23 protein-coding genes are annotated in these 22,648 nt (G+C 71.3%); 8 read left to right on the top strand and 15 right to left on the bottom strand.

The window, feature by feature from the left end:
• The first annotated feature begins 164 nt into the window (after positions 1-164).
• The gene (locus OO54_RS16510) at positions 165-1,166 is read left to right on the top strand and encodes a C40 family peptidase (protein ID WP_033203816.1); all 1,002 of its coding nucleotides are present in this window, start codon (positions 165-167) and stop codon (positions 1,164-1,166) included.
• Positions 1,167-1,411: 245 nt separating this feature from the next.
• Positions 1,412-2,128, top strand: coding sequence for a phosphatase PAP2 family protein (locus OO54_RS16505; RefSeq protein ID WP_033203815.1), 717 nt, complete (start codon positions 1,412-1,414; stop codon positions 2,126-2,128).
• A 40-nt stretch (positions 2,129-2,168) separates the two neighbouring features.
• Here the strand turns inward: OO54_RS16505 and OO54_RS46405 are convergent, their stop codons facing one another.
• A complete protein-coding gene (locus tag OO54_RS46405; RefSeq protein WP_167348141.1) occupies positions 2,169-2,324 on the bottom strand; it encodes a hypothetical protein in 156 nt (51 codons plus the stop codon).
• A 130-nt stretch (positions 2,325-2,454) separates the two neighbouring features.
• On the opposite strand from OO54_RS46405, the gene OO54_RS16500 reads away from it, so the two are divergent.
• Both OO54_RS16500 and OO54_RS46400 read left to right on the top strand, forming a co-directional pair.
• Positions 2,455-3,297, top strand: a complete 843-nt coding sequence (locus OO54_RS16500) for an SCO4651 family lipoprotein (protein WP_033203814.1) — start codon at positions 2,455-2,457, stop codon at positions 3,295-3,297.
• A gap of 148 nt (positions 3,298-3,445) precedes the next feature.
• Complete coding sequence (locus OO54_RS46400) at positions 3,446-3,592, top strand: hypothetical protein (RefSeq protein WP_200146784.1); 147 nt, start codon at positions 3,446-3,448, stop codon at positions 3,590-3,592.
• Positions 3,593-3,795: 203 nt separating this feature from the next.
• On the opposite strand, the gene OO54_RS16495 is transcribed toward OO54_RS46400, so the two are convergent.
• Complete coding sequence (locus OO54_RS16495; RefSeq protein ID WP_033203813.1) at positions 3,796-4,149, bottom strand: metal-sensitive transcriptional regulator; 354 nt, start codon at positions 4,147-4,149, stop codon at positions 3,796-3,798.
• 193 nt (positions 4,150-4,342) lie between these two features.
• On the opposite strand from OO54_RS16495, the gene OO54_RS16490 reads away from it, so the two are divergent.
• Positions 4,343-4,963 (top strand): DUF47 domain-containing protein, encoded by a 621-nt coding sequence (locus OO54_RS16490; protein ID WP_033203812.1) that lies wholly within the window; start codon positions 4,343-4,345, stop codon positions 4,961-4,963.
• Positions 4,964-4,968: 5 nt separating this feature from the next.
• On the top strand, positions 4,969-5,967 hold the full coding sequence (locus OO54_RS16485; protein WP_033203811.1) for an inorganic phosphate transporter: 999 nt from the start codon (positions 4,969-4,971) through the stop codon (positions 5,965-5,967).
• 111 nt (positions 5,968-6,078) lie between these two features.
• On the opposite strand, the gene pstB is transcribed toward OO54_RS16485, so the two are convergent.
• The 11 genes from pstB to mshD all read right to left on the bottom strand — a co-directional run bounded on the left by pstB (position 6,079) and on the right by mshD (position 17,545).
• Positions 6,079-6,855, bottom strand: coding sequence for a phosphate ABC transporter ATP-binding protein PstB (gene pstB / locus OO54_RS16480; protein ID WP_017242371.1), 777 nt, complete (start codon positions 6,853-6,855; stop codon positions 6,079-6,081).
• 29 nt (positions 6,856-6,884) lie between these two features.
• The gene (gene pstA / locus OO54_RS16475; RefSeq protein ID WP_033203810.1) at positions 6,885-7,958 is read right to left on the bottom strand and encodes a phosphate ABC transporter permease PstA; all 1,074 of its coding nucleotides are present in this window, start codon (positions 7,956-7,958) and stop codon (positions 6,885-6,887) included.
• Positions 7,955-8,929, bottom strand: a complete 975-nt coding sequence (gene pstC / locus OO54_RS16470; protein ID WP_033203808.1) for a phosphate ABC transporter permease subunit PstC — start codon at positions 8,927-8,929, stop codon at positions 7,955-7,957. Before pstC ends, pstA begins: the two co-directional genes overlap by 4 nt.
• A gap of 112 nt (positions 8,930-9,041) precedes the next feature.
• Positions 9,042-10,184, bottom strand: coding sequence for a phosphate ABC transporter substrate-binding protein PstS (gene pstS / locus OO54_RS16465; RefSeq protein WP_017242374.1), 1,143 nt, complete (start codon positions 10,182-10,184; stop codon positions 9,042-9,044).
• A gap of 233 nt (positions 10,185-10,417) precedes the next feature.
• Complete coding sequence (locus OO54_RS16460) at positions 10,418-10,831, bottom strand: NUDIX hydrolase (protein ID WP_033203806.1); 414 nt, start codon at positions 10,829-10,831, stop codon at positions 10,418-10,420.
• Positions 10,828-11,856 (bottom strand): CHAD domain-containing protein, encoded by a 1,029-nt coding sequence (locus OO54_RS16455; RefSeq protein WP_033203804.1) that lies wholly within the window; start codon positions 11,854-11,856, stop codon positions 10,828-10,830. Before OO54_RS16455 ends, OO54_RS16460 begins: the two co-directional genes overlap by 4 nt.
• Complete coding sequence (locus OO54_RS16450) at positions 11,843-14,086, bottom strand: RNA degradosome polyphosphate kinase (RefSeq protein WP_033203802.1); 2,244 nt, start codon at positions 14,084-14,086, stop codon at positions 11,843-11,845. The genes OO54_RS16455 and OO54_RS16450 overlap by 14 nt, the downstream gene beginning before the upstream one ends.
• Positions 14,087-14,320: 234 nt before the next feature.
• Entirely contained in the window at positions 14,321-15,304 is a 984-nt protein-coding gene (locus OO54_RS16445) for an ABC transporter permease (protein ID WP_033203800.1), read from the bottom strand.
• The gene (locus OO54_RS16440) at positions 15,301-16,146 is read right to left on the bottom strand and encodes an ABC transporter ATP-binding protein (RefSeq protein ID WP_033203798.1); all 846 of its coding nucleotides are present in this window, start codon (positions 16,144-16,146) and stop codon (positions 15,301-15,303) included. Before OO54_RS16440 ends, OO54_RS16445 begins: the two co-directional genes overlap by 4 nt.
• Complete coding sequence (locus OO54_RS16435) at positions 16,143-16,529, bottom strand: GntR family transcriptional regulator (RefSeq protein ID WP_033203877.1); 387 nt, start codon at positions 16,527-16,529, stop codon at positions 16,143-16,145. Before OO54_RS16435 ends, OO54_RS16440 begins: the two co-directional genes overlap by 4 nt.
• Positions 16,530-16,618: 89 nt before the next feature.
• Complete coding sequence (mshD, locus tag OO54_RS16430) at positions 16,619-17,545, bottom strand: mycothiol synthase (RefSeq protein ID WP_033203796.1); 927 nt, start codon at positions 17,543-17,545, stop codon at positions 16,619-16,621.
• 152 nt (positions 17,546-17,697) lie between these two features.
• Here mshD and OO54_RS16425 point away from each other — a divergent pair, with 152 nt between their 5' ends.
• Together OO54_RS16425 and OO54_RS16420 are read left to right on the top strand one after the other, a co-directional pair.
• A complete protein-coding gene (locus tag OO54_RS16425) occupies positions 17,698-19,530 on the top strand; it encodes a bifunctional metallophosphatase/5'-nucleotidase (RefSeq protein WP_033203794.1) in 1,833 nt (610 codons plus the stop codon).
• Between the two features lie 120 nt (positions 19,531-19,650).
• Complete coding sequence (locus OO54_RS16420) at positions 19,651-20,502, top strand: phosphatidylinositol-specific phospholipase C (RefSeq protein ID WP_033203792.1); 852 nt, start codon at positions 19,651-19,653, stop codon at positions 20,500-20,502.
• Here OO54_RS16420 and OO54_RS16415 read toward each other — a convergent pair.
• Positions 20,467-21,921: a sensor histidine kinase gene (locus OO54_RS16415; protein ID WP_051786984.1), complete on the bottom strand. Its 1,455-nt coding sequence runs from the start codon at positions 21,919-21,921 to the stop codon at positions 20,467-20,469. The genes OO54_RS16420 and OO54_RS16415 overlap by 36 nt on opposite strands.
• On the bottom strand, positions 21,918-22,646 hold the full coding sequence (locus tag OO54_RS16410) for a response regulator transcription factor (RefSeq protein ID WP_017242385.1): 729 nt from the start codon (positions 22,644-22,646) through the stop codon (positions 21,918-21,920). The genes OO54_RS16415 and OO54_RS16410 overlap by 4 nt, the downstream gene beginning before the upstream one ends.
• Positions 22,647-22,648: the final 2 nt, after the last annotated feature.

Genomic DNA, 22,648 nt, shown 5'->3' with positions numbered 1-22,648 from the left:
GCGTTCGTTCCAGTGGGCGGCGCCGGTCGAACGCCTTCGGCGCGTGACCGGGGTGTCGCGCAACGTCCCCATCGGGGCCCTCGCCGCCTAGACTGGGTTCCCGGGGCGTACTGCCATGAACCGAGGGGTGGTTGACGGTGCGTAGGGCTGGCAAGGCGTGGCTGATGGCCGGCGGGGGCCTCGGGGTCTGCCTCGGTTTCATCGCACTGCTCGTCGTCGGCACGTACTCGGCGGCGGCCGGTCTCGCCGGCGGCGCGGGCGGTTCCGCGAACGGCACCGTGGCGCTGGCCAAGGGCTCCGTGCCCGCGCTCTACCAGGGTCTCGTGCAGCGCTGGGGCAACCTCTGCCCCGCCATCAACCCGGCCCTCCTCGCCGCCCAGCTCTACCAGGAGAGCGGCTGGAACCCGCGGGCCGTCTCCTCCGCGGACGCCCGGGGCATCGCCCAGTTCATCCCCGGCACCTGGGCCGGTCACGGCATCGACGGCGACGGGGACGGGGACCGGGACATCTGGGACCCGAAGGACGCGATCCCCTCGGCCGCCTCGTACGACTGCGAACTCGCCGGCTACGTGAAGGACGTGCCGGGGGATCCGGCGAACAACATGCTGGCCGCGTACAACGCGGGCGCGTACCGGGTCATCAAGTACGGCGGGGTGCCGCCGATCAGCGAGACCCGGAACTACGTGCGGATCATCCGGTCCCTGGAGAAGAGCTTCGCCCGGCCGGTGGGCCGTGTCGACCCGTCCCGGCAGGCCGCGGGGGCGATCCACTTCGCGCAGGGGAAGCTCGGCACGCCGTACCTCTGGGGCGGTACGGGCACGGCCGCGCAGAACGGGCGGTTCGACTGCTCCGGTCTCACCCAGGCCGCGTACGACAGCGTCGGCATCACGCTGCCGCGCGTCGCCAACGACCAGTACAACGCCGGTCCGCACCCCTCGCGCGAGGAACTGCTCCCCGGGGACCTGGTGTTCTTCTCGGACGACCTGACCAACTCGCGGGCCATCCGGCACGTCGGCATCTACGTCGGCGGCGGGTACATGATCGACGCGCCGCGTACCGGGGCGGTGATCCGCTTCAGCCGGATGGACACGCCGGACTACTTCGGTGCCACCCGGGTCACGACGGAGGGCGCCGCGGCGCTGCCGACCCATCTCCCGCAGGCGTAACGGGGCCGGAGGGGCCGTCGGAGGGTCCGTCGGAGGGGCCGCGGGCACCTTCGGGGCGTATGGGGCATGGCCGGAACTCTCCGTCATGCACTGGCCCTGAGCTGCGGAGAACCGTCTCTCTTCGATAACGTCCTCATGATCCACCGGAGCGAGCGGAACGTACGCCTCAGGCGGTTCGTTCCCCGATCCGACCACTCTGACCACGGGGGTTGGACGACAGACACGAGAGCAAGGGGCCGCAGGAGATGGCTGTACTCGCATCGGACGGTTCGAACCCCGATGTCAGCCTGCTCTACGACATCAACGGACTGGCCAAGGCCGCTCCGCCGTGGTTCGACCGCGTCATGGAGTTCGTCGGCGAGTACGGGATCGTGCTCGGGATGGTCCTCGTCGTGCTGTGGTGCTGGTGGAGCGTCCGCCGACGCGGCACCCAGGCGGACTCCGTCACGGCCGTCGCCGCGCTGGTCTGGGCCCCGCTGGCCGCCGGCGTCGCCCTGCTCGTCAACATCCCCATCCGCGGCTTCGTCGAGCGCCCGAGGCCCTTCAGGGACCACCAGGGCCTCGAGGTCCTCGTCGACGGCAAGACCGACTTCTCGTTCGTCAGCGATCACGCCACCCTGGCCATGGCCCTCGGCGTCGGCCTCTTCGTCGCCCACCGCGGGTTCGGCCTCGCCGCCATCGGCCTCGCCCTCGCCGAAGGCTTCGCCCGCGTCTACATGGGCGTCCACTACCCCACCGACGTCATCGGCGGCTTCGCCCTCGGCACCGCGGTGGCCCTGCTCCTCGCCCCGCTCGCCCTCGCCCTGCTGACCCCGGTCGTCGCCGCCGTCGCCCGCTCCGCCACCGGCACCCGGCTCGTCCGCTCCCGGCGGGCCGGCGGCGGGCGCCGCCCCGAGACGGTCGGCATCCCCGAGCCCCGGCTCGGCGGCCCCGCCACCGGCCAGAACGACCTCGCGGCCTGAAGCCCGTTCCGGCGGACGGAGAGCCGCCGGATCAATACACCTAGGCGTTGTTCGTACGGGCGTGTTCCGCGGCGTCCGTGCGGGCGCGGTCCCGGGATCTGCGGGCCGGGCCGGTCCATCCGCAGCTACAGCGGGCCAGCGCGAACGAGCCGCGCTCCGTGGTCGTGGTGGTGTGGGCCGTGGCCTGCGGGTGCACCCCACCACCGTACTGCGCGTGACGGCACGCCCGGACCGTCGTTATGCGGATCGGGCGCCCCCAGGCCCGTGGGGCCGGGGGAGGGCGGGTCCCGGACAAACAGCGGTGAGGCGTTGGGGGTTGGCAGGACATGGTGGTGCAGCCTTACGGGCGTCCGCGGGGGCGCAGGAGCGGGGCGTTCGCCGTCACCGCCGTCCTGGTCGGCTCCCTCGCCGGGACCGCCGCGCTCTCCGGGTGCACGGCCCCCGAGGACCCGAAGGCCGTGGAGGACCCCGTCCTCACCGTACGGAACGCCGCCGACGCGCTGGTGAAGGCCGGGACCTCCAAGGCGAGCACCTCCATGGAGATGGCGGCGGGCGGTACCCGGGTCACGATTCGGGGCGAGGGCGGCTACGACTTCCGGCGCCGCACCGGCCGGCTCCAGGTGGTGCTGCCGAAGGACGCGGCCGGCGCCGACGAGCACCGGCCGATCACCGAGCTCTTCACCCCCGGCGCGCTCTACATGAAGAACCGCGGGGCCGGGGTGCCCGCCGACAAGTGGGTCCGCGTCGACACCACCACCCTCGACGACGGGAACCTCGTCACCGGCGGCGCGACCGACCCCGGCGCGGCGGCCGAGCTGCTGCGGGGTGCCCGGGAGGCCACGTACGTCGGCGAGATCCTGCTGGCAGGGGTGAAGGTCGGCCACTACCGGGGCGTGGCCGACATCGCCTACGCGGCCCGGGTGGCCTCGCCGCAGCTGCGGGGGGCGCTCGCCGCGGCGGCGAAAGGGTTCGCCAAGGACACCGTGCCGTTCGACGCGTACCTGGACCGGGAGGGGCGGCTGCGGAAGGTGCGCCACCAGTTCAGCTTCAGCAACCAGGGCCGTACGGTCGCGGTCGCGTCGACGACGCTGCTGTACGGCTTCGGGGCGCCCGTCACGGTGACGCTGCCGGACCGGCGGCACATCTACGCCGGGAAGATCGAGGCCTGACCTGGCCGGGTGATGGTGCGGACCATCGGCAAATGGTCCGGACGTGTCATGCGCGGTGTGTGGCCCCGTCCCTACGCTGGGAGACCGCTGGGAGACCGACGCCGGCAGGAAGAGGTGGATGCGCGTGGCCCCGCCCGGTACAGCAACCGTGCCCGCAGACCCGGACTGCGTCGCCCTCGCCGAGATCGAACTGTGCGGCGACCTGATCATCGCGGCCTCGGCCGCCGACGGGGAACGGCTCAGCGCCGACCGGATCGACGAGGTCCTGCGCGTCGCGGCCGAACGGGCCGCCTAGGACCTTTGACCGCCGGGCCGTACGGGATCCCCGACCGCCGGGCCGTACGGGTTCCACGACCGTCGGGCCGTACGGGGTCCCCGACCGCCGGGCCGTACGGGATCCCCGACCACTGGGCCGTACGGGTTCCACGATCGCCGGGCCGTACGGGAAGCGGGCGGGAGTCGGGGTCCCCTCGGGGGGTACGGACCCGGGCCGGGTGGTCAGGTGCGCAGCATGCGGGCGATGGCCTTCGTGGCCTCCTCGACCTTCTCGTCGATGCCCGAGCCGGTGGCGGCCGCGTCGGCGACGCAGTGCCGCAGGTGCTCCTCGAGGAGCTGGAGCGCGAAGGACTGGAGCGCCTTCGTCGACGCCGACACCTGAGTGAGTATGTCGATGCAGTAGACGTCCTCGTCGACCATCCGCTGCAGGCCGCGGATCTGGCCCTCGATCCGGCGGAGCCGCTTGAGGTGCTCGTCCTTCTGCTTGTGGTAGCCGTGCACGCCGTGGCCGTGGTCGGCCGGCTCGACGGTGTCGACGGTGTCGGGGGTGACCTGGTCCGCCTCGGTGGTCGTCATCGCGTCCTCCCGTTGTCCAGAAAGGGGGTGTATACCCCTCGTGGGTATATGGTACCGATCCTCGCCGTTCCGGGCGGGGGTCCCTGCGGTTCACTGTGCCTGATGGGCGACACTGAGAGGACGCCGGTTAGCCGTGGCCGGATGATGCGCCTAGCATCAGCCTGACCGAAACCCAGCACCCCGAGGACCTCACGTGCGATTTCGTCTGACCCCCAGGGAGACGAGCTTCTACGACATGTTCGCCGCGTCCGCGGACAACATCGTCACGGGCTCCAAGCTCCTGATGGAACTGCTCGGAGCGGAGCCTTCCGCCCGGGCCGAGATCGCGGAGCGGATGCGGGCAGCGGAGCACGCCGGCGACGACGCCACCCACGCGATCTTCCACCAGCTGAACTCCTCCTTCATCACGCCGTTCGACCGCGAGGACATCTACTCCCTCGCGTCGTCCCTCGACGACATCATGGACTTCATGGAAGAGGCCGTCGACCTGGTCGTCCTCTACAACATCGAAGAGCTCCCCAAGGGTGTCGAGCAGCAGATCGAGGTCCTGGCCCGGGCGGCCGAGCTGACCGCCGAGGCCATGCCGAACCTCCGGACGATGGCCAACCTCACCGAGTACTGGATCGAGGTCAACCGGCTGGAGAACCAGGCGGACCAGATCCACCGCAAGCTGCTCGCCCAGCTCTTCAACGGCAAGTACGACGCCATCGAGGTGCTGAAGCTCAAGCAGGTCGTGGACGTCCTCGAAGAGGCGGCCGACGCGTTCGAGCACGTGGCCAACACGGTGGAGACCATCGCGGTCAAGGAGTCCTGAGCTTCGTGGACACCTTCGCTCTGATCGTGACCATCGGTGTCGCGCTCGGCTTCACGTATACGAACGGCTTCCACGATTCCGCCAACGCCATCGCCACCTCGGTCTCGACCCGGGCGCTGACGCCCCGCGCGGCGCTGGCGATGGCGGCGGTCATGAACCTCGCGGGCGCCTTCCTGGGCAGCGGGGTCGCCAAGACCGTCAGCGAGGGACTGATCGAGACGCCGCACGGCGACAAGGGGATGGGCATCCTCTTCGCCGCGCTGGTCGGCGCGATCATCTGGAACCTGGTGACCTGGTACTTCGGTCTGCCGTCCTCCTCCTCCCACGCGCTGTTCGGCGGCATGGTGGGCGCGGCGCTCGCCGGCGGCACGGAGGTCATCTGGGGCGGGGTGCTCGACAAGGTCGTCATCCCGATGTTCATCTCGCCGGTCGTCGGTCTCGTGGCCGGTTACCTGGTGATGTGCGTGATCCTTTGGATGTTCCGCAAGGCCAACCCGCACAAGGCCAAGCGCGGTTTCCGCATCGCGCAGACGGTGTCGGCGGCCGGCATGGCGCTCGGCCACGGCCTCCAGGACGCCCAGAAGACGATGGGCATCGTGGTGATGGCGCTGGTCATCGCCGACGTGCAGCAGGCCGGCGACGACATCCCGGTGTGGGTGAAGATCGCCTGCGCCGTGATGCTCTCCCTGGGTACGTACGCGGGCGGCTGGCGCATCATGCGGACCCTCGGCCGCAAGATCATCGAGCTGGACCCGCCGCAGGGTTTCGCGGCGGAGACGACGGGCGCGTCGATCATGTTCGGCTCGGCGTTCCTCTTCCACGCCCCGATCTCCACGACGCACGTCATCACCTCCGCGATCATGGGCGTCGGAGCGACGAAGCGGGTCAACGCGGTGCGCTGGGGCGTCGCGAAGAACATCATCCTCGGCTGGTTCATCACCATGCCGGCGGCGGCGCTGGTCGCCGCGGCCAGCTACTACGTGGTGCGGCTGTTCTTCGGCTGACGGACCCGTCACACGAAAACGGGCCCGGCTCCCCTGGTGGGGGAGCCGGGCCCTTCGTCATCACGGTGGCACCGCCATGCAGCACCGTATGACGGCTCGGGGGTGAGCGGTCTAGCCGAAGCGGCCGGAGATGTAGTCCTCGGTCGCCTGGACGCTCGGGTTGGAGAAGATGCGCTCGGTGTCGTCCAGCTCGATGAGCTTGCCGGGCTGGCCGACGGCCGCCAGGTTGAAGAAGGCGGTGCGGTCCGAGACGCGGGCGGCCTGCTGCATGTTGTGCGTCACGATGACGATCGTGAAGCGCTCCTTCAGCTCGCCGATCAGGTCCTCGATGGCGAGGGTGGAGATCGGGTCGAGGGCGGAGCACGGCTCGTCCATGAGCAGGACGTCCGGCTCGACGGCGATGGCCCGCGCGATGCACAGGCGCTGCTGCTGACCGCCGGAGAGGCCGGAACCCGGCTTGTTCAGGCGGTCCTTGACCTCGTTCCAGAGGTTGGCGCCCTTGAGGGACCGCTCGACGATGTCGCCCAGCTGGGACTTCTTGTAGCTGCCGTTGAGCCGCAGGCCCGCCGCCACGTTGTCGAAGATCGACATGGTGGGGAAGGGGTTGGGGCGCTGGAAGACCATGCCGACCGTGCGGCGCACGGCGACCGGGTCGACGTGCGACCCGTACAGGTTCTCGTCGTCGAGCATCACCTTGCCCTCGACGCGGCCGCCGGGGGTCACCTCGTGCATGCGGTTCAGGGTGCGCAGGAAGGTGGACTTGCCGCAGCCGGAGGGTCCGATGAAGGCCGTCACGGAGCGGGGCTCGACGGTCATCGAGATGTCGTCGATCGCCTTGTGGGCGCCGTAGTAGGCGGAGAGGCCGCTGACGTCGATTCGCTTGGCCATGTGAATCACTACTTCCAATGTAGCCGCGGTCAGCGGCCGGTCTTCGGGGCCTTCCAGCGGGCGATGCCGCGGGCCACCAGGTTGAGGATCATGACGAAGGCGATCAGGACGAGCGCGGCACCCCACGCACGGGCCATCGCGGCGTCGGTGCCGACCGCGAACTGCTCGTACACGTAGAGCGGCAGGGAGGACTGGGCGCCTTCGAAGGGGTTCGGGTTGATGAGCTTCGTACCGAACACGAGGAGCAGGACCGGGGCCGTCTCACCGGTGATGCGGGCGACCGCGAGCATGACGCCCGTGGTGATGCCGCCGATCGCGGTGGGCAGGACCACCTTCAGGATGGTGCGCCACTTGGGGATGCCGAGGGCGAGGGAGGCCTCGCGGAGCTCGTTCGGGACGAGCTTGAGCATCTCCTCGGTGGAGCGGACCACGACCGGCATCATCAGGATGGCGAGGGCCATCGCGCCGGCGAAACCGGAGGGGCCGAAGCCCAGGATCAGGTTCCAGGTGGCGAGGATGAAGAGGCCGGCGACGATCGACGGGATGCCCGTCATGACGTCGACGAAGAAGGTGACGGCCTGGGCGAGCTTCCCGCCGCCGTACTCGACGAGGTAGACGGCGGTCAGCAGGCCGATCGGCGCGGCGATCAGGGTCGCGATGAGGACCTGCTCGATGGTGCCGAGCAGCGCGTGGTAGACGCCGCCGCCGGCCTCGGCGTCGAGGACGCCGTTCATCGAGTGGGTCAGGAAGTAGCCGTCGAGGACGCCGATGCCCTTGCTGACCGTGACCCAGGCGAGGGAGAGCAGCGGGATGACGGCGAGGACGAAGCAGACCCAGACGACGCTGGTGGCGACGCGGTCCTTGGCCTGACGGCTGCCCTCGACCTTGCTGGTCAGGGCGTACGTGCCGATGACGAAGAGCAGCGCGGCGATCATGCCCCACTGGACCTTGCTGTGCCAGCCCGCGCCGAGGCCGATGCCGATGCCTCCGGCGATCGAGCCGGCGGCGATGGCGGCCGGGGTCCAGCGGGGGAGCCTGGCGTGGGAGAGGGACCCGCGGCGCGGGGCCACCGAGACCGGACGATCCTGTATGGCGTGGCTCATGCCGCGGCCCCCGAGTACTCCTTGCGGCGGCCGATGATCCAGCGGGCGGCGCCGTTGACCAGCAGGGTGATGGCGAAGAGGACGAGACCGGAGGCGATCAGGGCGTCCCGGCCGAACTCGTTGGCCTCGTTGAACTTGGCGGCGATGTTCTGCGCGAAGGTGCCGCCGCCCGGGTCGAGCAGGTGACCCGAGATGAGGAAGCTGGGGGAGAGGACCACGGCGACGGCCATGGTCTCGCCGAGTGCGCGGCCGAGGCCCAGCATGGAGGCGGAGATGATGCCGGAGCGGCCGAAGGGCAGCACCGACATGCGGATGACCTCCCAGCGCGTGGCGCCGAGGGCGAGGGCGGCTTCCTCGTGCATCTTCGGGACCTGGAGGAAGACCTCGCGGGTGACGTTGGTGATGATCGGCAGGATCATGATCGCCAGCAGGATGCCCACGGTGAACAGGTTGCGGGCGACGCCGTCGCTGGACTTGTCGAAGATGTACGTCCAGCCCAGGTACTGGTCGAGCCACTTGTTGAGGCCGTCCAGGTACGGGACGAGGAAGATCGCGCCCCAGAGGCCGTAGATGATGCTGGGCACGGCGGCGAGCAGGTCGACGACGTACGCGAGCGGCTTGGCCAGCTTGCGCGGGGCGTAGTGCGAGATGAACAGCGCGATCCCGATCGCGACGGGCACGGCGATGAGCATCGCGATGATCGAGGAGACGATCGTGCCGAAGGCGAGGACGGCGATGCCGAACACCGGCGGGTTCGCGGCCGGGTTCCACTCGAAGGTGGTGAAGAAGTTGGTGCTGTCCTTCGAGATGGCGAGGACGGCGCGGTAGGTGAGGAAGACCGCGATCGCGGCCATGATCACGAGGAGGGTGATGCCGGAGCCTCGGGACAGGCCGCTGAAGATGCGGTCACCGGGGCGGGACGCGTTCTTGGCGCGCCGGCTCCTCTGTATGTCTGGTGTCGTGGAAGCCATGGGTTTTTCTCCGGTCTGCGGGTCCCGTACGGGTACGGGGCCCTGGCGGCGGTGCACCGGATGCCGGGTCCGGCCCCTCCACGGGAGGTGAGGGGCCGGACCCGGCCGGGGGTCAGGACAGGGTGGGGACGATCGCGCGGACCTTGGCCGCGATCTCGGCCGGGAGCGGGGCGTAGCCGGCCTCGGAGAGGACCTTCTGGCCCTCCTCGCCGGAGGTGTAGGTGAGGAACGCCTTCAGGGTCGCGAGGGTCTCGGGCTTGTTGCCCTTGTCGCAGGCGATCTCGTACGTGACCAGGGTGAGCGGGTAGGCGCCCTCGGCCTTGGTCGTGTAGTCGAGGGAGAGGGCCAGGTCGTTGCCGGTGCCCTTGACCTTCGCGGCGGCGATGGCCTTGGAGGCGTTGTCCGTGGTCGCGGCGACCGGGGCGGCGGCACCGGTGTTGAGGCTGACCGTGGAGATCTTGTTGGCCGTGGCGTACGAGAGCTCGAAGTAGCCGATGGAGCCCTCGGCGTCCTTGACCGCGGTGGCGACACCGGAGGAGCCGTTGGCGGCCTGGCCGCCCGGGGCGGGCCACGACTTGGTCTTCGGGTCGTACTTCCAGTCGGCCTTCGCGGTGGCCGACAGGTACTTGCCCAGGTTCTGCGTGGTGCCCGACTCGTCCGAGCGGTGGAAGGCCTGGATGGTGGTGTCGGGGAGCTTGGCGCCCGGGTTCAGCTTGGCGATCGCCGGGTCGTTCCACTTGGTGATCTTCGTGTCGAAGATCTTGGCCAGGGTGGGGGCGTCGAGGACCAGGTTGTCCACGCCGTCCAGCTTGTAGCCGATGGCGATGGGGCCGCCGACCATCGGCAGGTTGATGCCCTTGCCGCCCTTGCAGATCTTCTGCGACTCGGCGACCTCTTCGTCCTTCAGGGCGGAGTCGGAGCCCGCGAAGGCGACCTGGCCCTGGTTGAACTTGGTGATGCCGCCGCCGGAGCCGATGGCCTGGTAGTTGACCTCGACGCCGGAGCACGCGGCCTGGAAGTTCTTGACCCACAGGTCCATGGCGTTCTTCTGCGCGCTGGAGCCGGCGGCCAGGAGCTGGCCCTTGGCGCCGTCACAGGCGATGTTCGACGCGGTGGTGGCGGCCTTGGAGGAGCCGTCCTTCGTCGGGGTCTCCGTGTTGTTGTCCGAACCACACGCCGAGAGGACGAGCGCACCGGAGACGACGAGGGCACCGATCGCGGAGGCGCGAAGCCCGTTCTTGCGCGAAAGCTTCACTTTCGGGTGTTCCTTCCAGAAGCCGCCCTGTCGCGGACCGAGTGTCCTGAACGTTCTACGGCGGCGTGTGTCGGTTTGGTGGGTGCATCGCTGTGCTCCGTGCACCGTGTAAGGCCGAAATTAGGCAGAACAGGTGAAGCGGTCGACGGGGGAGGGTGAACGGGAAGTGAACCGTGCCGTAAGCCCGGGTGCGGGGCCGGCATGCGTGGCGGGACGGGGCCGCGGCCCGGGGGTCAGGGGAGGGGAAGGGCGACGGCGGCGTCGAGGAGGGCGCGGTCGCGGGGCTGGGTGAGGCGGAGGCGCGCCGCGTGAGGAGCGAGCCAGAGGAGGGCGTCGATCTCCTTGGTCGGGCTGAAGGTGCCCGAGAGGGCGCGGGCCGACCAGTAGGTGACGTGCTTGGGGCGGCCGGCGACCGTGTAGTGGGCGCTGGGCAGGCGGGGGCCGAGCTCGCAGTGGCGGCCGGTCTCCTCGAGGACCTCGCGCAGGGCGCAGGCCTCCACCGACTCGCCGGCCTTGAGCTTGCCCTTGGGGTGGGACCAGTCGTCGTACTTGGGCCGGTGGACCAGGGCGATCTCGATGCCCTGGCCGGAAGGCGCCGGGCGCCACAGGACGCAGCCCGCCGCGAGGATGGGAGGGCTGTCGGTCATGGGACCGGGGCGGTGGTTCTCCGCCAGGCCTGCTGGAAGGCGAACCGGGCGGCCTCGACCTCGTGGCGCTGGTCGGCGTGGAGGACGCCGAGCGCGTACGCGGTGGCCGGGGCGATCCGGGGGGTACGCGCGGCGGTGGCGGCCGCGGTCGCGGCTTCCGCGGCGTCGCGGTGCCGGTCGAGGGCGCGGGCCGCCTCGTACAGGGCGGAGTGGGGTTCGCCGCCGGTGTCCAGGGCCTCGGAGGCGTACCGGTGCAGGCGCAGCAGCAGCCGCGTCTGGTGCCAGGGCGCGTCCTGGTTCTCCCCGGCGCCGAGACCGAGGGCCTCGGCGTTGTACGGGTGGGCCGCCCGGGTGAGGGGCAGCCCGGCCACCGCGTCCAGGAGCCGCCGCTCGGCGACCTCGGCGGGTCCGTCCAGGACCTCCACGGCGGGGGCCGCGCCGATCGGGCCGAGCGGCACCTCGGAGGCGAGGAGCGCGACGGCGTCGGCGACGGCGTGGAAACGCGCCGAGCCGAGTGCCTGGAGCGCGGCCGAGTGCGCCCGCGTCCGCGCCAGCGTCAGCTGCCGCTCCAGGAGGGCCCCGGCCCGGGCGGCGCCCACGGTGAGCCCGTGCGCCTCGCCGCCCCGCGCGGCGGGCACGGGCGGCCTGCCGCCGGCGCCGTCGGCGGGGGAGCCGGCCGCGCCGCCCCCGGTCCCGTTCGACAGGCGGGACAAGGCGTCCACGAGGCGGACGAGGCGGGAGGTGCAGGCGTGTTCCAGGGCGAGGGTGCCGGAGAGCCAGGCGAGTTCGGTGCGGAGTTGGTCGGCCCAGGCGGTGTCGAGCAGCGGCCGGAAGGTGTGGAGGGTGGCGCTGATGCGGCGGGAGGCGGCGCGGAGGGTGCGGGTGGCGTCCTCCGCCCCGGCCGAGTCGGAGCCGCTTTCGCCGTGCAGGCGGAGGCCGCGGAGGAAGTCCGCGGCCCGTGCGTGCAGGTAGGGGGCGAGGACCTCGCCCGCCGTGACGTCCGCCGAGTGGTCAGGGTTGTGCACGCCTGCGCCTCCGCGCGTCGATGAGCATCTCCTGGACGTGCCGCAGGGGGCGGCCTTCGGGGTCGGTCGCGTGCCGCGTCCAGTTCCCGTCGGGGCCGAGGTGCCAGGAGGCGGTGGTGTCGGACATCCCGGTCTCCAGGAGCCGGGTGAGGGCGGCCCGGTGGGCCGGGTCGGTGACCCGGACGAGGGCCTCGATACGGCGGTCCAGGTTGCGGTGCATCATGTCGGCGCTGCCGAACCAGACCTCGGGTTCGCCGCCGTTGCCGAAGGCGAAGACCCGGGAGTGCTCCAGGAAGCGGCCGAGGATCGAGCGGACCCGGATGTTCTCGGAGAGGCCGGCGACCCCGGGCCGTACGGCGCAGATGCCGCGCACCCAGATGTCGACGGGGACCCCGGCCCGGGAGGCCCGGTAGCAGGCGTCGATGACGGCCTCGTCGACCATCGAGTTGACCTTGATCCGCACGTACGCGGGCCGGCCGGCGCGGTGGTGGGCGATCTCCTTGGTGATCCGGGAGACCAGGCCGTCGCGCAGCGACTTGGGGGCGGTCAGGAGGCGGCGGTACGTCTCGCGGCGGGAGTAGCCGGAGAGCCGGTTGAACAGGTCGGAGAGGTCCGCGCCGACCTGCGGGTCGGCGGTGAGCAGGCCGAGGTCCTCGTACAGCCGGGCGGTCTTGGGGTGGTAGTTGCCGGTGCCGACGTGCGAGTACCGGCGGAGCAGCTCGCCCTCCTGGCGGACGACGAGCGACAGCTTGCAGTGGGTCTTGAGGCCGACGAGGCCGTACACGACGTGGCAGCCGGCCTCCTCCAGCTTGCGCGCCCACTTGATGTTGGCCTGCTCGTCGAAGCGGGCCTTGATCTCGACGAGGACGAGGACCTGCTTGCCGGACTCGGCGGCGTCGATCAGGGCGTCCACTATCGGCGAGTCGCCGGAGGTCCGGTACAGCGTCTGCTTGATCGCGAGGACGTCCGGGTCGCCCGCCGCCTGTTCCAGGAAGGCCTGGACGGAGGTCGAGAAGCTGTCGTACGGGTGGTGCAGGAGCACGTCGCGCTCGCGCAGCGCGGCGAAGATGTCCGGCGCGGACGCCGACTCGACCTCGGCGAGGTCCCGGTGGGTGCCGGCGACGAACTTCGGGTACTTCAGCTCGGGCCGGTCCTGCCCGGCGATCCCGAAGAGGCCGGTCAGGTCGAGCGGGCCGGGCAGCGGGTACACCTCGGCGTCGGAGACCTTCAGCTCGCGGACCAGCAGGTCGAGGACGTACGGGTCGATGGACTCCTCGACCTCCAGGCGCACCGGCGGCCCGAAGCGGCGCCGCATCAGTTCCTTCTCCAGCGCCTGGAGCAGGTTCTCCGCGTCGTCCTCCTCGACCTCCAGGTCCTCGTTCCGCGTCACCCGGAACATGTGGTGCGCGAGCACCTCCATGCCGGGGAACAGCTCCTCCAGGTGTGCCGCGATCACGTCCTCCAGGGGCACGTACCGCTGCGGCGAGGCCTCCAGGAAGCGGGACAGCAGCGGCGGCACCTTGACGCGCGCGAAGTGGCGGTGGCCGCTGACCGGGTTGCGTACGACCACGGCGAGGTTGAGGCTCAGACCCGAGATGTACGGGAACGGGTGGGCCGGGTCCACGGCCAGCGGGGTGAGCACCGGGAAGATCTGCTGGCGGAACAGGGTGAAGAGCCGCGCCTGCTCCTTCTCCGTGAGCTCGGGCCAGCGGATCAGGTGGATGCCCTCGTCGGCCAGCGCCGGGGCCACGTCCTGCTGGTAGCAGGCGGCGTGCCGGGCCATCAGCTCGCGCGACCGCGTCCAGATCAGGTCGAGGACCTCGCGGGGCTGGAGGCCGGAGGCCGAGCGGGTGGCCACGCCGGTCGCGATGCGGCGCTTGAGGCCGGCCACTCGGACCATGAAGAACTCGTCGAGGTTCGACGCGAAGATCGCGAGGAAGTTGGCCCGTTCGAGGAGGGGTGTCGTCGGGTCCTCGGCGAGTTCGAGGACCCGTTCGTTGAACGCGAGCCAGCTGCGCTCACGGTCGAGGAACCGCCCCTGGGGCAGCGTGTCGCCCAGTGTGCCGTCGTCCTCGTACGTGTCGGGATCGGCATCCAGATCGTGCTCCAGGTCCGCCGTGGCGCTGGCGTCGACCACGAGCGGGCGGTGCGCGGCTATGGAACCGAGCGAGGGCTGGGCGGACGGCGTGGCGGAGGACTGGACCGGGACCTCGGCGGGCTGCTGGCTCATGCGCCCATTCTCCCGCGTGAAGGGGTGGTCGGGCGCGTCGGAGCGGGCCGTGGGGCCGGGAAGTCTCCCGATGGGGAGGCTGGACACGGAGCGCTTCATTGCGTGAGCGTCGCAAGCGCGTCTGAATGGCCGGTAACGACGACATGTCGTACGGGAATCGGGGGCGAGGCCCTTGTCAGGGCCCCGCCCCCGATTCCTCCTTACGGGTGACGGGCCTCGGCGAGTGCCCCGCTCCTACCGGTGCCGGGCCCGCAGGACGCGGAAGGCGGCGTAGGCCGCGACGGCGGCGAGGGCGAGGAGGATGCCGGACTCGATCAGCTGAGTGGGCCAGAAGTGGGACTCGGGGTGGTAGTCGACGTACTGGGTGGTGGCGCCGTGCCGCGCCTGGCACTGGGCCTCGACCTTGCCCCACAGGCCCTCGGTGACGTCCGTGCCCGGGGTGCGCGCCGCCTCCTCCCAGCAGATGAGCTGGTCGAAGCGGGCGCCGGAGGCCGTGAGGAGCCCCGAGTCCATCACCAGGCCGTTCTCCGGCGTCCAGAGCGTGGGGCCGGCCGGGGCGGTGATCGTCTTCACCGAGAGGATGGACCAGCGGAACGAGCCCATGACCAGCAGGACCAGGCCCATGACCAGACCGGTGGCGGCCATGGCGACGAGGGTGCGGCGGATCAGCTGGCCGACGAGCGCGCCGACGGCGACGGCCGCGAGGACGTACGCGAAGAGGACGATGCCGGTGGCCTCGTACGGGCCGCGGTCGGCCCAGGTGAGGTAGTAGGTGTCGGAGACGCGGCTCCAGCCGATCCGGAAGACGCCCATGAGGGCGAGCAGGGTGAGGAAGGCGACCGCGGTCGTCGAGACGAGCTTGGCGCGGAGCCAGGCCGCCGGGCTGACCGACTGGGTGAGGGAGAGCTTGTACGTCCCCGACTCGAACTCGCGGGCGACGAGCGGGCCCGCGACGAAGACGCCGACGAGGAGCGGCACGAGGAGCAGGTACGCGCTCCCGGACTCGACGGCCAGCCGCAGCGTCTCGTAGCCGCGGTTCTCGTCGGCGGGGACCAGGCCACCGCCGACCAGGTGGCGGTCGGGGGTCTGGGCGTCCCAGATCCGCAGGCCGCCGATCACCGCCAGGGACGCCGCCACCGCCGCCACCGCCAGCCACAGCGTGCGCCGGTACTGGCGGAGCGTCACCCAGTAGGGGCCCTTCAGGGCGAGCGTGCTCATGCCGAGGCTCCTTCGGTGGTGCGCAGGTGGGCGAGGAGGAGGTCTTCGAGGGAGGGTTCCGAGGTCTCCCACGGGCCTTCGACCGGGCCCTCGCGGCGGATCAGGGCGGTCAGCTGTCGGCCCGTCGTGCGGGACTCGACGACCGTGTGCGGGGCGAGGTCCCCGATCGGTCCGGTGAGCAGGGTGTGCGCGGCGAGGAGGTCGTCGACGGGTCCTTCGAGGCGGACCTTGCCGCCGTGGAGCAGGACGAGGTGGTCGCAGGAGCCCTCCAGCTCGGTGAGGATGTGCGACGACATGACGACGGTGGTGCCGTGTTCGGCCGCGTCGGCCATCAGGAGGCCCATCAGCTGGTGGCGGGCGAGCGGGTCGAGGTCGGCCATCGGCTCGTCCAGGAGCAGCAGTTCGGCGCGCTTGCCGAGGGCGAGCGCGAGGGCGACGCGGGTGCGCTGGCCGCCGGAGAGGTCGCGTACGAGGGTGTCGGAGGAGAAGCCGCCGCCCTCGACGATCCGCCGGGCGACGGTGTCGTCCCAGCGCCCGGGGTTGAGCTCGCGGCCCATGCGCAGGGTGTCGGCGACGGTGAGCCGGGGGTGGAGCGGCTTGTCCTGGGCGACGTACGCGAGGCGCTCGCGGGCGGGGGCCTCGATGGTGCCCTCGGTGGGCCGGATCAGTCCGGCGGCGAGGGCGAGGAGGGTGGACTTGCCGGCGCCGTTGGGGCCGACGAGGGCGCAGACCCGGCCCGCGGGAAGGGCGAGGTCGCATTCGCGCAGGGCCCAGCCGCGGGCCCGCCCCCCGTATTTCTTGCCCAGGAGATCGGCCTCCAGCGCGATGCCGTCTCTCGTCATGCGTCGTCCCCCTCGAAGTGTTCCTTCAGTACGGATGTGAAGAGCGCGGCCACGTCCTCCCGCTCGAGTCCCTCGGCCCGGGCCCGCCGTGCCCAGTCGGCGAGTTCGCCGCGCAGGGGCGAGTCGGCGGGGCCGGTGCCGAGCGTGGCGCGGACGAAGGTGCCGAGGCCGCGGCGGGCCTCGACGAGCCCTTCGCGCTCCAGCTCGCGGTAGGCCTTGAGGACCGTGTTGGGGTTGATGGCCGTCGCTTCGACGACCTCGCGTGCGGTGGGCAGTCGGTCGCCGGGCTCCAGGAGGCCCATCCGGAGGGCCTGTTTCGTCTGCTGGACGATCTGGAGGTAGGTGGCGACGCCACTGCGCCGGTCGATGCGGTACTCGACCACGATCCCTTGCACCACCCTTTCACTAATCAAGTAGTGAAAGGGTGGTGCAAAGAAGGGGGCGGTGTCAACCGCCCCCTTCCATCGGAGACTTACGACTCCGTGCGGTACATCAGGTCCACCTCGTGCGTGGCGAAGCCGATGCCCTCGTAGACCCGGACCGCCGCCGTGTTGTCCGCGTCCACGTACAGCATCGCCGTCGGCAGCCCCTGCGCCGCCAGGTGCCGCAGGCCGATCGCCGTGAGCGCCTTGCCGAGGCCGCCGCCCTGGGCATCGGGCAGGATGCCGACCACGTACACCTCGCCGAGCTGCTCCTCGGCGTGCGTCTTCGTCCAGTGGAAGCCGATCAGCTTCCCGTCCCGCTCCGCGAGGAAGAAGCCCTTCGGGTCGAACCACGGCTCGGCGGTCCGGTCGTCCAGGTCCCGCTGGGTGAGCGAGCCCTGCTCGGGGTGGTGCGCGAACGCGGCGGCGTTCACGGCGAGCCAGTCCGCGTCGTCCTGGCCGGGCGTGAACGTGCGGACGGTGACGCCCTCCGGCAGCACCGGCTCCGGGATGTCGAGCGGCACCAGCGGCCGCCGCAGCTGGCGCAGCTCGCGGAAGAGCGTCAGGCCGAGCACCTGCGCCAGGTGCCGGGCCGCCGACTTGCCGCCGTGCGCCCAGACGCGCAGCCGCTTGCCGGAGGCGGCGAGCAGCGCGGTGCCCAGCGCCCGGCCGTGGCCGCGGCCCCGCTGGGACGGGTGCACCACGAGCTCGGCGGCCGGTGCCTCGATCGGGTCCGTCTCCTCCAGCTGCGCGTACCCGTAGAGGTGCGAGCCGACGGTGAGCAGGAAGTGGGTCACGCCCTCGCGCCTGCCGTGACGCAGGTACAGTCGCCCCTGCTCGGACACGGCGTGCACCCCGTCGGCACGGTCGGCCGCCTCCAGGAGGTCCAGTACGTCCTGGACCTGCTCCGGCGTGAGCTCGTCATACGTGTTGATCTGCCGTCCCGGTTCGATGGCCGGCGCCGCATCGGAAGTCATGCCCCCGAGCCTACGGCGACACCCCGTCAGCAATCGGCAACTGTCTTGTAACCCACTCCCCCCTGTTGCGCTACGCGCGTTGACTCTAGGCTGCTCGCGCAACGGGGGAGTAGATCAAGGCCGCGAATCGGGGCAAGGGGACTAGGGGAGAGATGGCAGCGACGCCGAGGAAGAACAAGAGGGTACGGCGGATTCTGGCCGCTGGTGCCGGGCTGGCGACGGTGGGGGCGCTCGTCGCCGCGATGCCGTCGGCAGGGGCGGCGGGCGACGCGTACGCCGCCGGGCAGGGGACGAACGGCAAGGGATGGGGGCGGATGGTCGACGTCCAGCTGCTGTCCTTCAACGACCTGCACGGCACCCTGGAGCCGCCGGCGGGTTCGTCGGGTCAGGTGACCCGGACGAAGCCGGACGGGACGACCGAGAAGATCGACGCGGGCGGTGTCGAGTACCTGGCGACGCACCTGCGCCAGGCGCGTGAGGGGAACCGTTACTCCATCACGGCCGCGGCCGGCGACCTGATCGGCGCCTCGCCGCTGCTGTCCGGGCTCTTCCACGACGAGCCGACCATCGGGGCACTGAACCAGCTGGGCCTGGACGTCACCTCGGTGGGCAACCACGAGTTCGACGAGGGCGCCGTCGAGCTGGCCCGGATGCAGAACGGCGGCTGTCACCCGACCGCCGGCTGCTTCGTCGAGGGCGAGGAGTTCGAGGGGGCCGACTTCCCGTACCTCGCGGCCAACGTGACGAAGGAGAAGACGGGCAAGCCGCTGCTCGACCCGTACTTCGTCTGGGAGAAGGACGGCGTCAGGATCGGCTTCATCGGCGTGACCCTGGAGGGCACCCCGAACGTCGTCACCGCCGAGGGCGTCAAGGGCCTGAAGTTCGGCGACGAGGTCGAGACGATCAACAAGTACACGAAGGTCCTGGAGCGCAAGGGCGTCAAGTCCATCGTCGCCCTGGTCCACGAGGGCGGCATGCCGGCCTCGGCCTCGTACAACTACAACTGCGACGGTGACGGTGACGGTGACGGTGACGGCGTCTCCGGCGCGATCGTCGACATCGCGAAGAACGTCTCGCCGCAGGTCGACGCGTTCGTCACGGGCCACACCCACCAGGCGTACGTGTGCAGCATCCCGGACCCGGCCGGCAAGCCGCGTCTGGTCACCTCGGCGTCCTCGTTCGGCAAGCTGTACACGGACACGACGCTGACGTACGACCGCGCCACCAAGGACATCGTGCGCACGGCGGTGGACTCGGCCAACCACGTCGTGTCGCGTGACGTGCCGAAGGCCGCGGACCTCACCGAGCTGATCGAGGGCTGGCGCACGCTCGCCGCCCCGATCGCGAACCGCCCGCAGGGCTACATCGCCGCCGACATCAACGGCCGCGGCTCCACGGCGTACGAGAAGCCGCTCGGCGACCTGATCGCCGACGCGCAGCTGGAGGGTCTGGCCCCGGCGGACAAGGGCGGCGCGCAGCTGGCCCTGATGAACCCGGGCGGTATCCGCTCCGACCTGGTCTTCAAGGCGTCCGGCGCCGAGGGCGACGGTGTGGTGACCTACGGCGAGTCCTTCACGGTGCAGCCGTTCACCAACATGATGAACGTGGTCGACCTGACCGGCGCGAACCTGATCACCGCGCTGAAGCAGCAGGTCAGCGGCTCGAACCTGAACAGCATCAAGATCCTTCAGATCTCGAAGGGACTCACCTACACGCTCGACATGACCAAGACGGGCGCGGACCGCGTCGTCGACGGCACGATCAAGCTGAACGGCGAGGCGATCGACCCGTCGAAGACCTACCGCGTCGCGATGAACGAGTTCCTCGCGGGCGGCGGCGACGGCTTCGGTGCGCTGGCCACCGGCACGAACAAGCTGGTCGCCGCCTCGGACCTGGACGTCTTCAACGCCTACCTGGCGAAGAACTCCTCGGCCGCCGCGCCGCTGCAGGTGCCGGCCGCGGACCGGATCACGGTCGTGAAGTAACCCTTCCGGGCTCCTGAGGGGGCGGCGGACCGTTTCGGCGGAACGCCGCCCCTTTCGCGTACGGATTCAGGCGTGATCCCGTCTGTGCTTGTTGATGCGTACCTGTCATAGTGCGGTGCCATGGACCGACGACGATTTCTCGTGGGGGCGGCAGCCGCCGGAGCCGCCCTGCTGGTCAGTGCCCCGCCGGCGGCGGCCGTGGACACGCGCGCGTGGATGGGAGGGCACGGGGACGCCACCGACCTGCGGCGACTCACCATCCCCGGGACACACGACTCGGGAGCCCGGTTCGGCGGCGCCTGGAGCGAGTGCCAGAACACCACCATCGCCCAGCAACTGGACAGCGGCATCCGCTTCCTGGACGTGCGGTGCCGGGTGACCGGCGGGTCGTTCGCGATCCACCACGGGGCCTCCTACCAGAACATGATGTTCGGGGACGTCCTCGTCGCCTGCCGGGACTTCCTCGCAGCCCACTCCTCCGAGACCGTCCTCATGCGGGTCAAGCAGGAGTACTCGCAGGAGTCCGACGCCACCTTCCGCGCCGTCTTCGACGACTACCTCGACCGGCGCGGCTGGCGCCCCCTCTTCCGCATCGGCGACACGCTCCCCCTGCTCGGCGAGGCCCGGGGACGGGTCGTGCTGCTCGCCGACAACGGCGGGCTGCCCGGGCTGAGGTGGGGCGGCCCCGCCTTCTCCGTCCAGGACGACTGGAACGCGCTGCCCGACGCCAAGTACCCGAAGATCCAGGCCCACTTCCGCACGGCCGCCGCACAGCCCGGCCCGCTCTACGTGAACTTCGTGAGCACCTCCGCCTACCTCCCGCCCCGCTGGAACTCCGACCGGCTCAACCCCTGGGTCCACGGCTTCCTCGACGGCTCCGAGATGGCCGGCCGGACCGGGCTCGGGATCGTCCCGATGGACTACCCCAACACCCGGTCAGGCCTCGTCGAGGCCCTCCTCCGGCACAACTGACAGCTCGGGCGGCGGCGTCGGGGCGCCCGGCAGGCGGAGCCTCACCAGGGTGCCGCCGCCGCCCGCCGGGGCCAGCGCCACCGTGCCGCCGGCCTGCTGCACCGTACGCGCGACGATCGACAGGCCGAGGCCGGAACCGGGGAGGCTGCGGGCCGACGGGGAGCGCCAGAAGCGGTCGAAGACGTGCGGGAGTTCGTCGGCGGAGATGCCGGGCCCGTGGTCGCGGACCGTGAGCTCGCCCCGCATCAGGGACACCTCGACCTCGCCCCGCGGCGGCGAGAACTTCACCGCGTTGTCCAGGACGTTGACCAGGGCGCGTTCGAGCGCGGCCGGCTCCGCCCGCACGTACCAGGGAGCGAGGTCGGTGACGAAGGTCAGCTCGGGGCCGCGCAGCCGCGCCCGGTCCAGGGCGGTGCGGAGGATGCCGTGCAGCGGCACGACCTCCAGCGGGCCGGGCCGCGCCGTGTCGGGGCGGGCCAGCTCCTGCAGGTCGCCGATCAGCGAGGCCAGCTCCGTCATCTGCGCCTTCACCGAGGCCATCAGGGCCCGCCGGTCGTCCGGCGGGATCGCCCGGCCGGTCTCCTCGCTGCGCGCGAGGAGCTCGACGTTCGTCCGCAGCGAGGTCAGCGGGGTCCGCAGTTCGTGGCCCGCGTCCGCGATGAGCTGCGCCTGCCGGTCCCGTGAGGTGGCGAGCGCCGCCGTCATCGCGTTGAACGAGCGGGACAGCCGGGCGATCTCGTCCTCGCCCTCCACCGGGATGCGGACCGTCAGGTCCTCGGTCGCCGCCACGTGCTCGACCGCCCCGGTGAGCCGGTTCACCGGCTCCAGGCCGGTCCGCGCCACCCACAGGCCGGCCGCGCCCGCGCCGACGACCCCGATCCCGGAGACCAGCAGCAGGACCCAGCGCAGCGTGGACATCGAGTTGTCGATCTCGGCGAGCGGCCGGGCGACGGAGACCGCGAGGCCGATCGGGCCCTCCTGCGGGTAGGTGTAGACCCGCATCTCGCGTCCGGCGTCGTCCTTCACCGTGTGGAGGGCGTACTCCAGCTGCCCCCGGGCCACCCCGAGGTCGCCTGGCCCGGCCGGGATCGCTGCCTTCCCCGAGGTGCAGACGCTGCCGTTGGCGAGGATGACCTGCACGGTGTACGAGCCCGCCACCGGCGGCGGCGTCGTGCCCTGCCGGCACAGCGCGAGCAGGCTCTGCACGCCGTTCGGGTCCAGGCGGGTGCTGCGCAGCGAGGCGTCCATCTCCGCCTCCAGCTGCGCCCGCGTCACGAACCAGCAGGCCAGCGACACGGCCGCCACCGCGAACGCCACGGCGGCCGCGGTCAGCAGCGCGAGCCGCGACCGCAGCGGCCGCGAGCGGAACCACGCCAGGGGGCGGAGCGCCCGGGGGCGCCGCGCCGACGGATCCGTCACTCCCCGCCTCCTCCGCGCAGCGCGTAGCCCACGCCCCGCACCGTGTGGACGAGGCGCGGCTCGCCGCCGGCCTCGGTCTTGCGCCGCAGGTACATCACGTACACGTCCAGCGAGTTCGAGCTCGGCTCGAAGTCGAAGCCCCACACCGCCTTGAGGATCTGCTCGCGGGTCAGCACCTGCCGGGGGTGCGCCAGGAACATCTCCAGGAGGGTGAACTCGGTGCGGGTGAGCTCCACGGTCCGTCCGCCGCGCGTCACCTCGCGGGTGTTCAGGTCCATCCGCAGGTCCTCGAAGGCCAGCACGTCGCCGTCGGCGGGGCCGGGCGACGCCGCCGACGCGTACGAGCTGCGCCGGAGGAGGGCCCGGATCCGGGCGAACAGCTCGTCCAGTTCGAACGGCTTGACCAGGTAGTCGTCCGCGCCCGCGTCGAGCCCGGTGACGCGGTCGCCGACGGTGTCGCGGGCGGTGAGCATGAGGATCGGCACGGTGGAGCCGGAGGCCCTGATGCGGCGGGCCGCGGTCAGCCCGTCCATGCGGGGCATCTGCACGTCGAGGACGACGAGGTCGGGGGCGTACGACTCCATCAGGGCGAGCGCGTCGAGGCCGTCGACGGCGACCTGTGTCCCGTAGCCCTCGAAGGCGAGGCTGCGGCGCAGCGCCTCCCGCACGGCGGGCTCGTCGTCGACGATGAGGATGCGCTCGGCTTCGTTCTGCTGTCCCGTCATGG

The organism is Streptomyces wedmorensis (genome assembly GCF_000716445.1).
Taxonomy (GTDB): Bacteria; Actinomycetota; Actinomycetes; order Streptomycetales; family Streptomycetaceae; genus Streptomyces; species Streptomyces wedmorensis.
The sequence above is the reverse complement of the archived record's forward strand: the minus strand, read 5'-3'. Positions and strand labels throughout refer to the sequence as shown.

Coding starts and splice junctions, on each gene's coding strand:
- OO54_RS16510 (WP_033203816.1), top strand. CDS start 165: ATGGCCGGCGGGGGCCTCGGGGTCTGCCTCGGTTTCATCGCACTGCTC.
- OO54_RS16505 (WP_033203815.1), top strand. CDS start 1,412: ATGGCTGTACTCGCATCGGACGGTTCGAACCCCGATGTCAGCCTGCTC.
- OO54_RS16500 (WP_033203814.1), top strand. CDS start 2,455: ATGGTGGTGCAGCCTTACGGGCGTCCGCGGGGGCGCAGGAGCGGGGCG.
- OO54_RS16495 (WP_033203813.1), bottom strand. CDS start 4,149: ATGACGACCACCGAGGCGGACCAGGTCACCCCCGACACCGTCGACACC.
- pstB (WP_017242371.1), bottom strand. CDS start 6,855: ATGGCCAAGCGAATCGACGTCAGCGGCCTCTCCGCCTACTACGGCGCC.
- pstA (WP_033203810.1), bottom strand. CDS start 7,958: ATGAGCCACGCCATACAGGATCGTCCGGTCTCGGTGGCCCCGCGCCGC.
- pstC (WP_033203808.1), bottom strand. CDS start 8,929: ATGGCTTCCACGACACCAGACATACAGAGGAGCCGGCGCGCCAAGAAC.
- OO54_RS16460 (WP_033203806.1), bottom strand. CDS start 10,831: ATGACCGACAGCCCTCCCATCCTCGCGGCGGGCTGCGTCCTGTGGCGC.
- OO54_RS16450 (WP_033203802.1), bottom strand. CDS start 14,086: ATGAGCCAGCAGCCCGCCGAGGTCCCGGTCCAGTCCTCCGCCACGCCG.
- OO54_RS16445 (WP_033203800.1), bottom strand. CDS start 15,304: ATGAGCACGCTCGCCCTGAAGGGCCCCTACTGGGTGACGCTCCGCCAG.
- OO54_RS16440 (WP_033203798.1), bottom strand. CDS start 16,146: ATGACGAGAGACGGCATCGCGCTGGAGGCCGATCTCCTGGGCAAGAAA.
- mshD (WP_033203796.1), bottom strand. CDS start 17,545: ATGACTTCCGATGCGGCGCCGGCCATCGAACCGGGACGGCAGATCAAC.
- OO54_RS16425 (WP_033203794.1), top strand. CDS start 17,698: ATGGCAGCGACGCCGAGGAAGAACAAGAGGGTACGGCGGATTCTGGCC.
- OO54_RS16420 (WP_033203792.1), top strand. CDS start 19,651: ATGGACCGACGACGATTTCTCGTGGGGGCGGCAGCCGCCGGAGCCGCC.
- OO54_RS16410 (WP_017242385.1), bottom strand. CDS start 22,646: ATGACGGGACAGCAGAACGAAGCCGAGCGCATCCTCATCGTCGACGAC.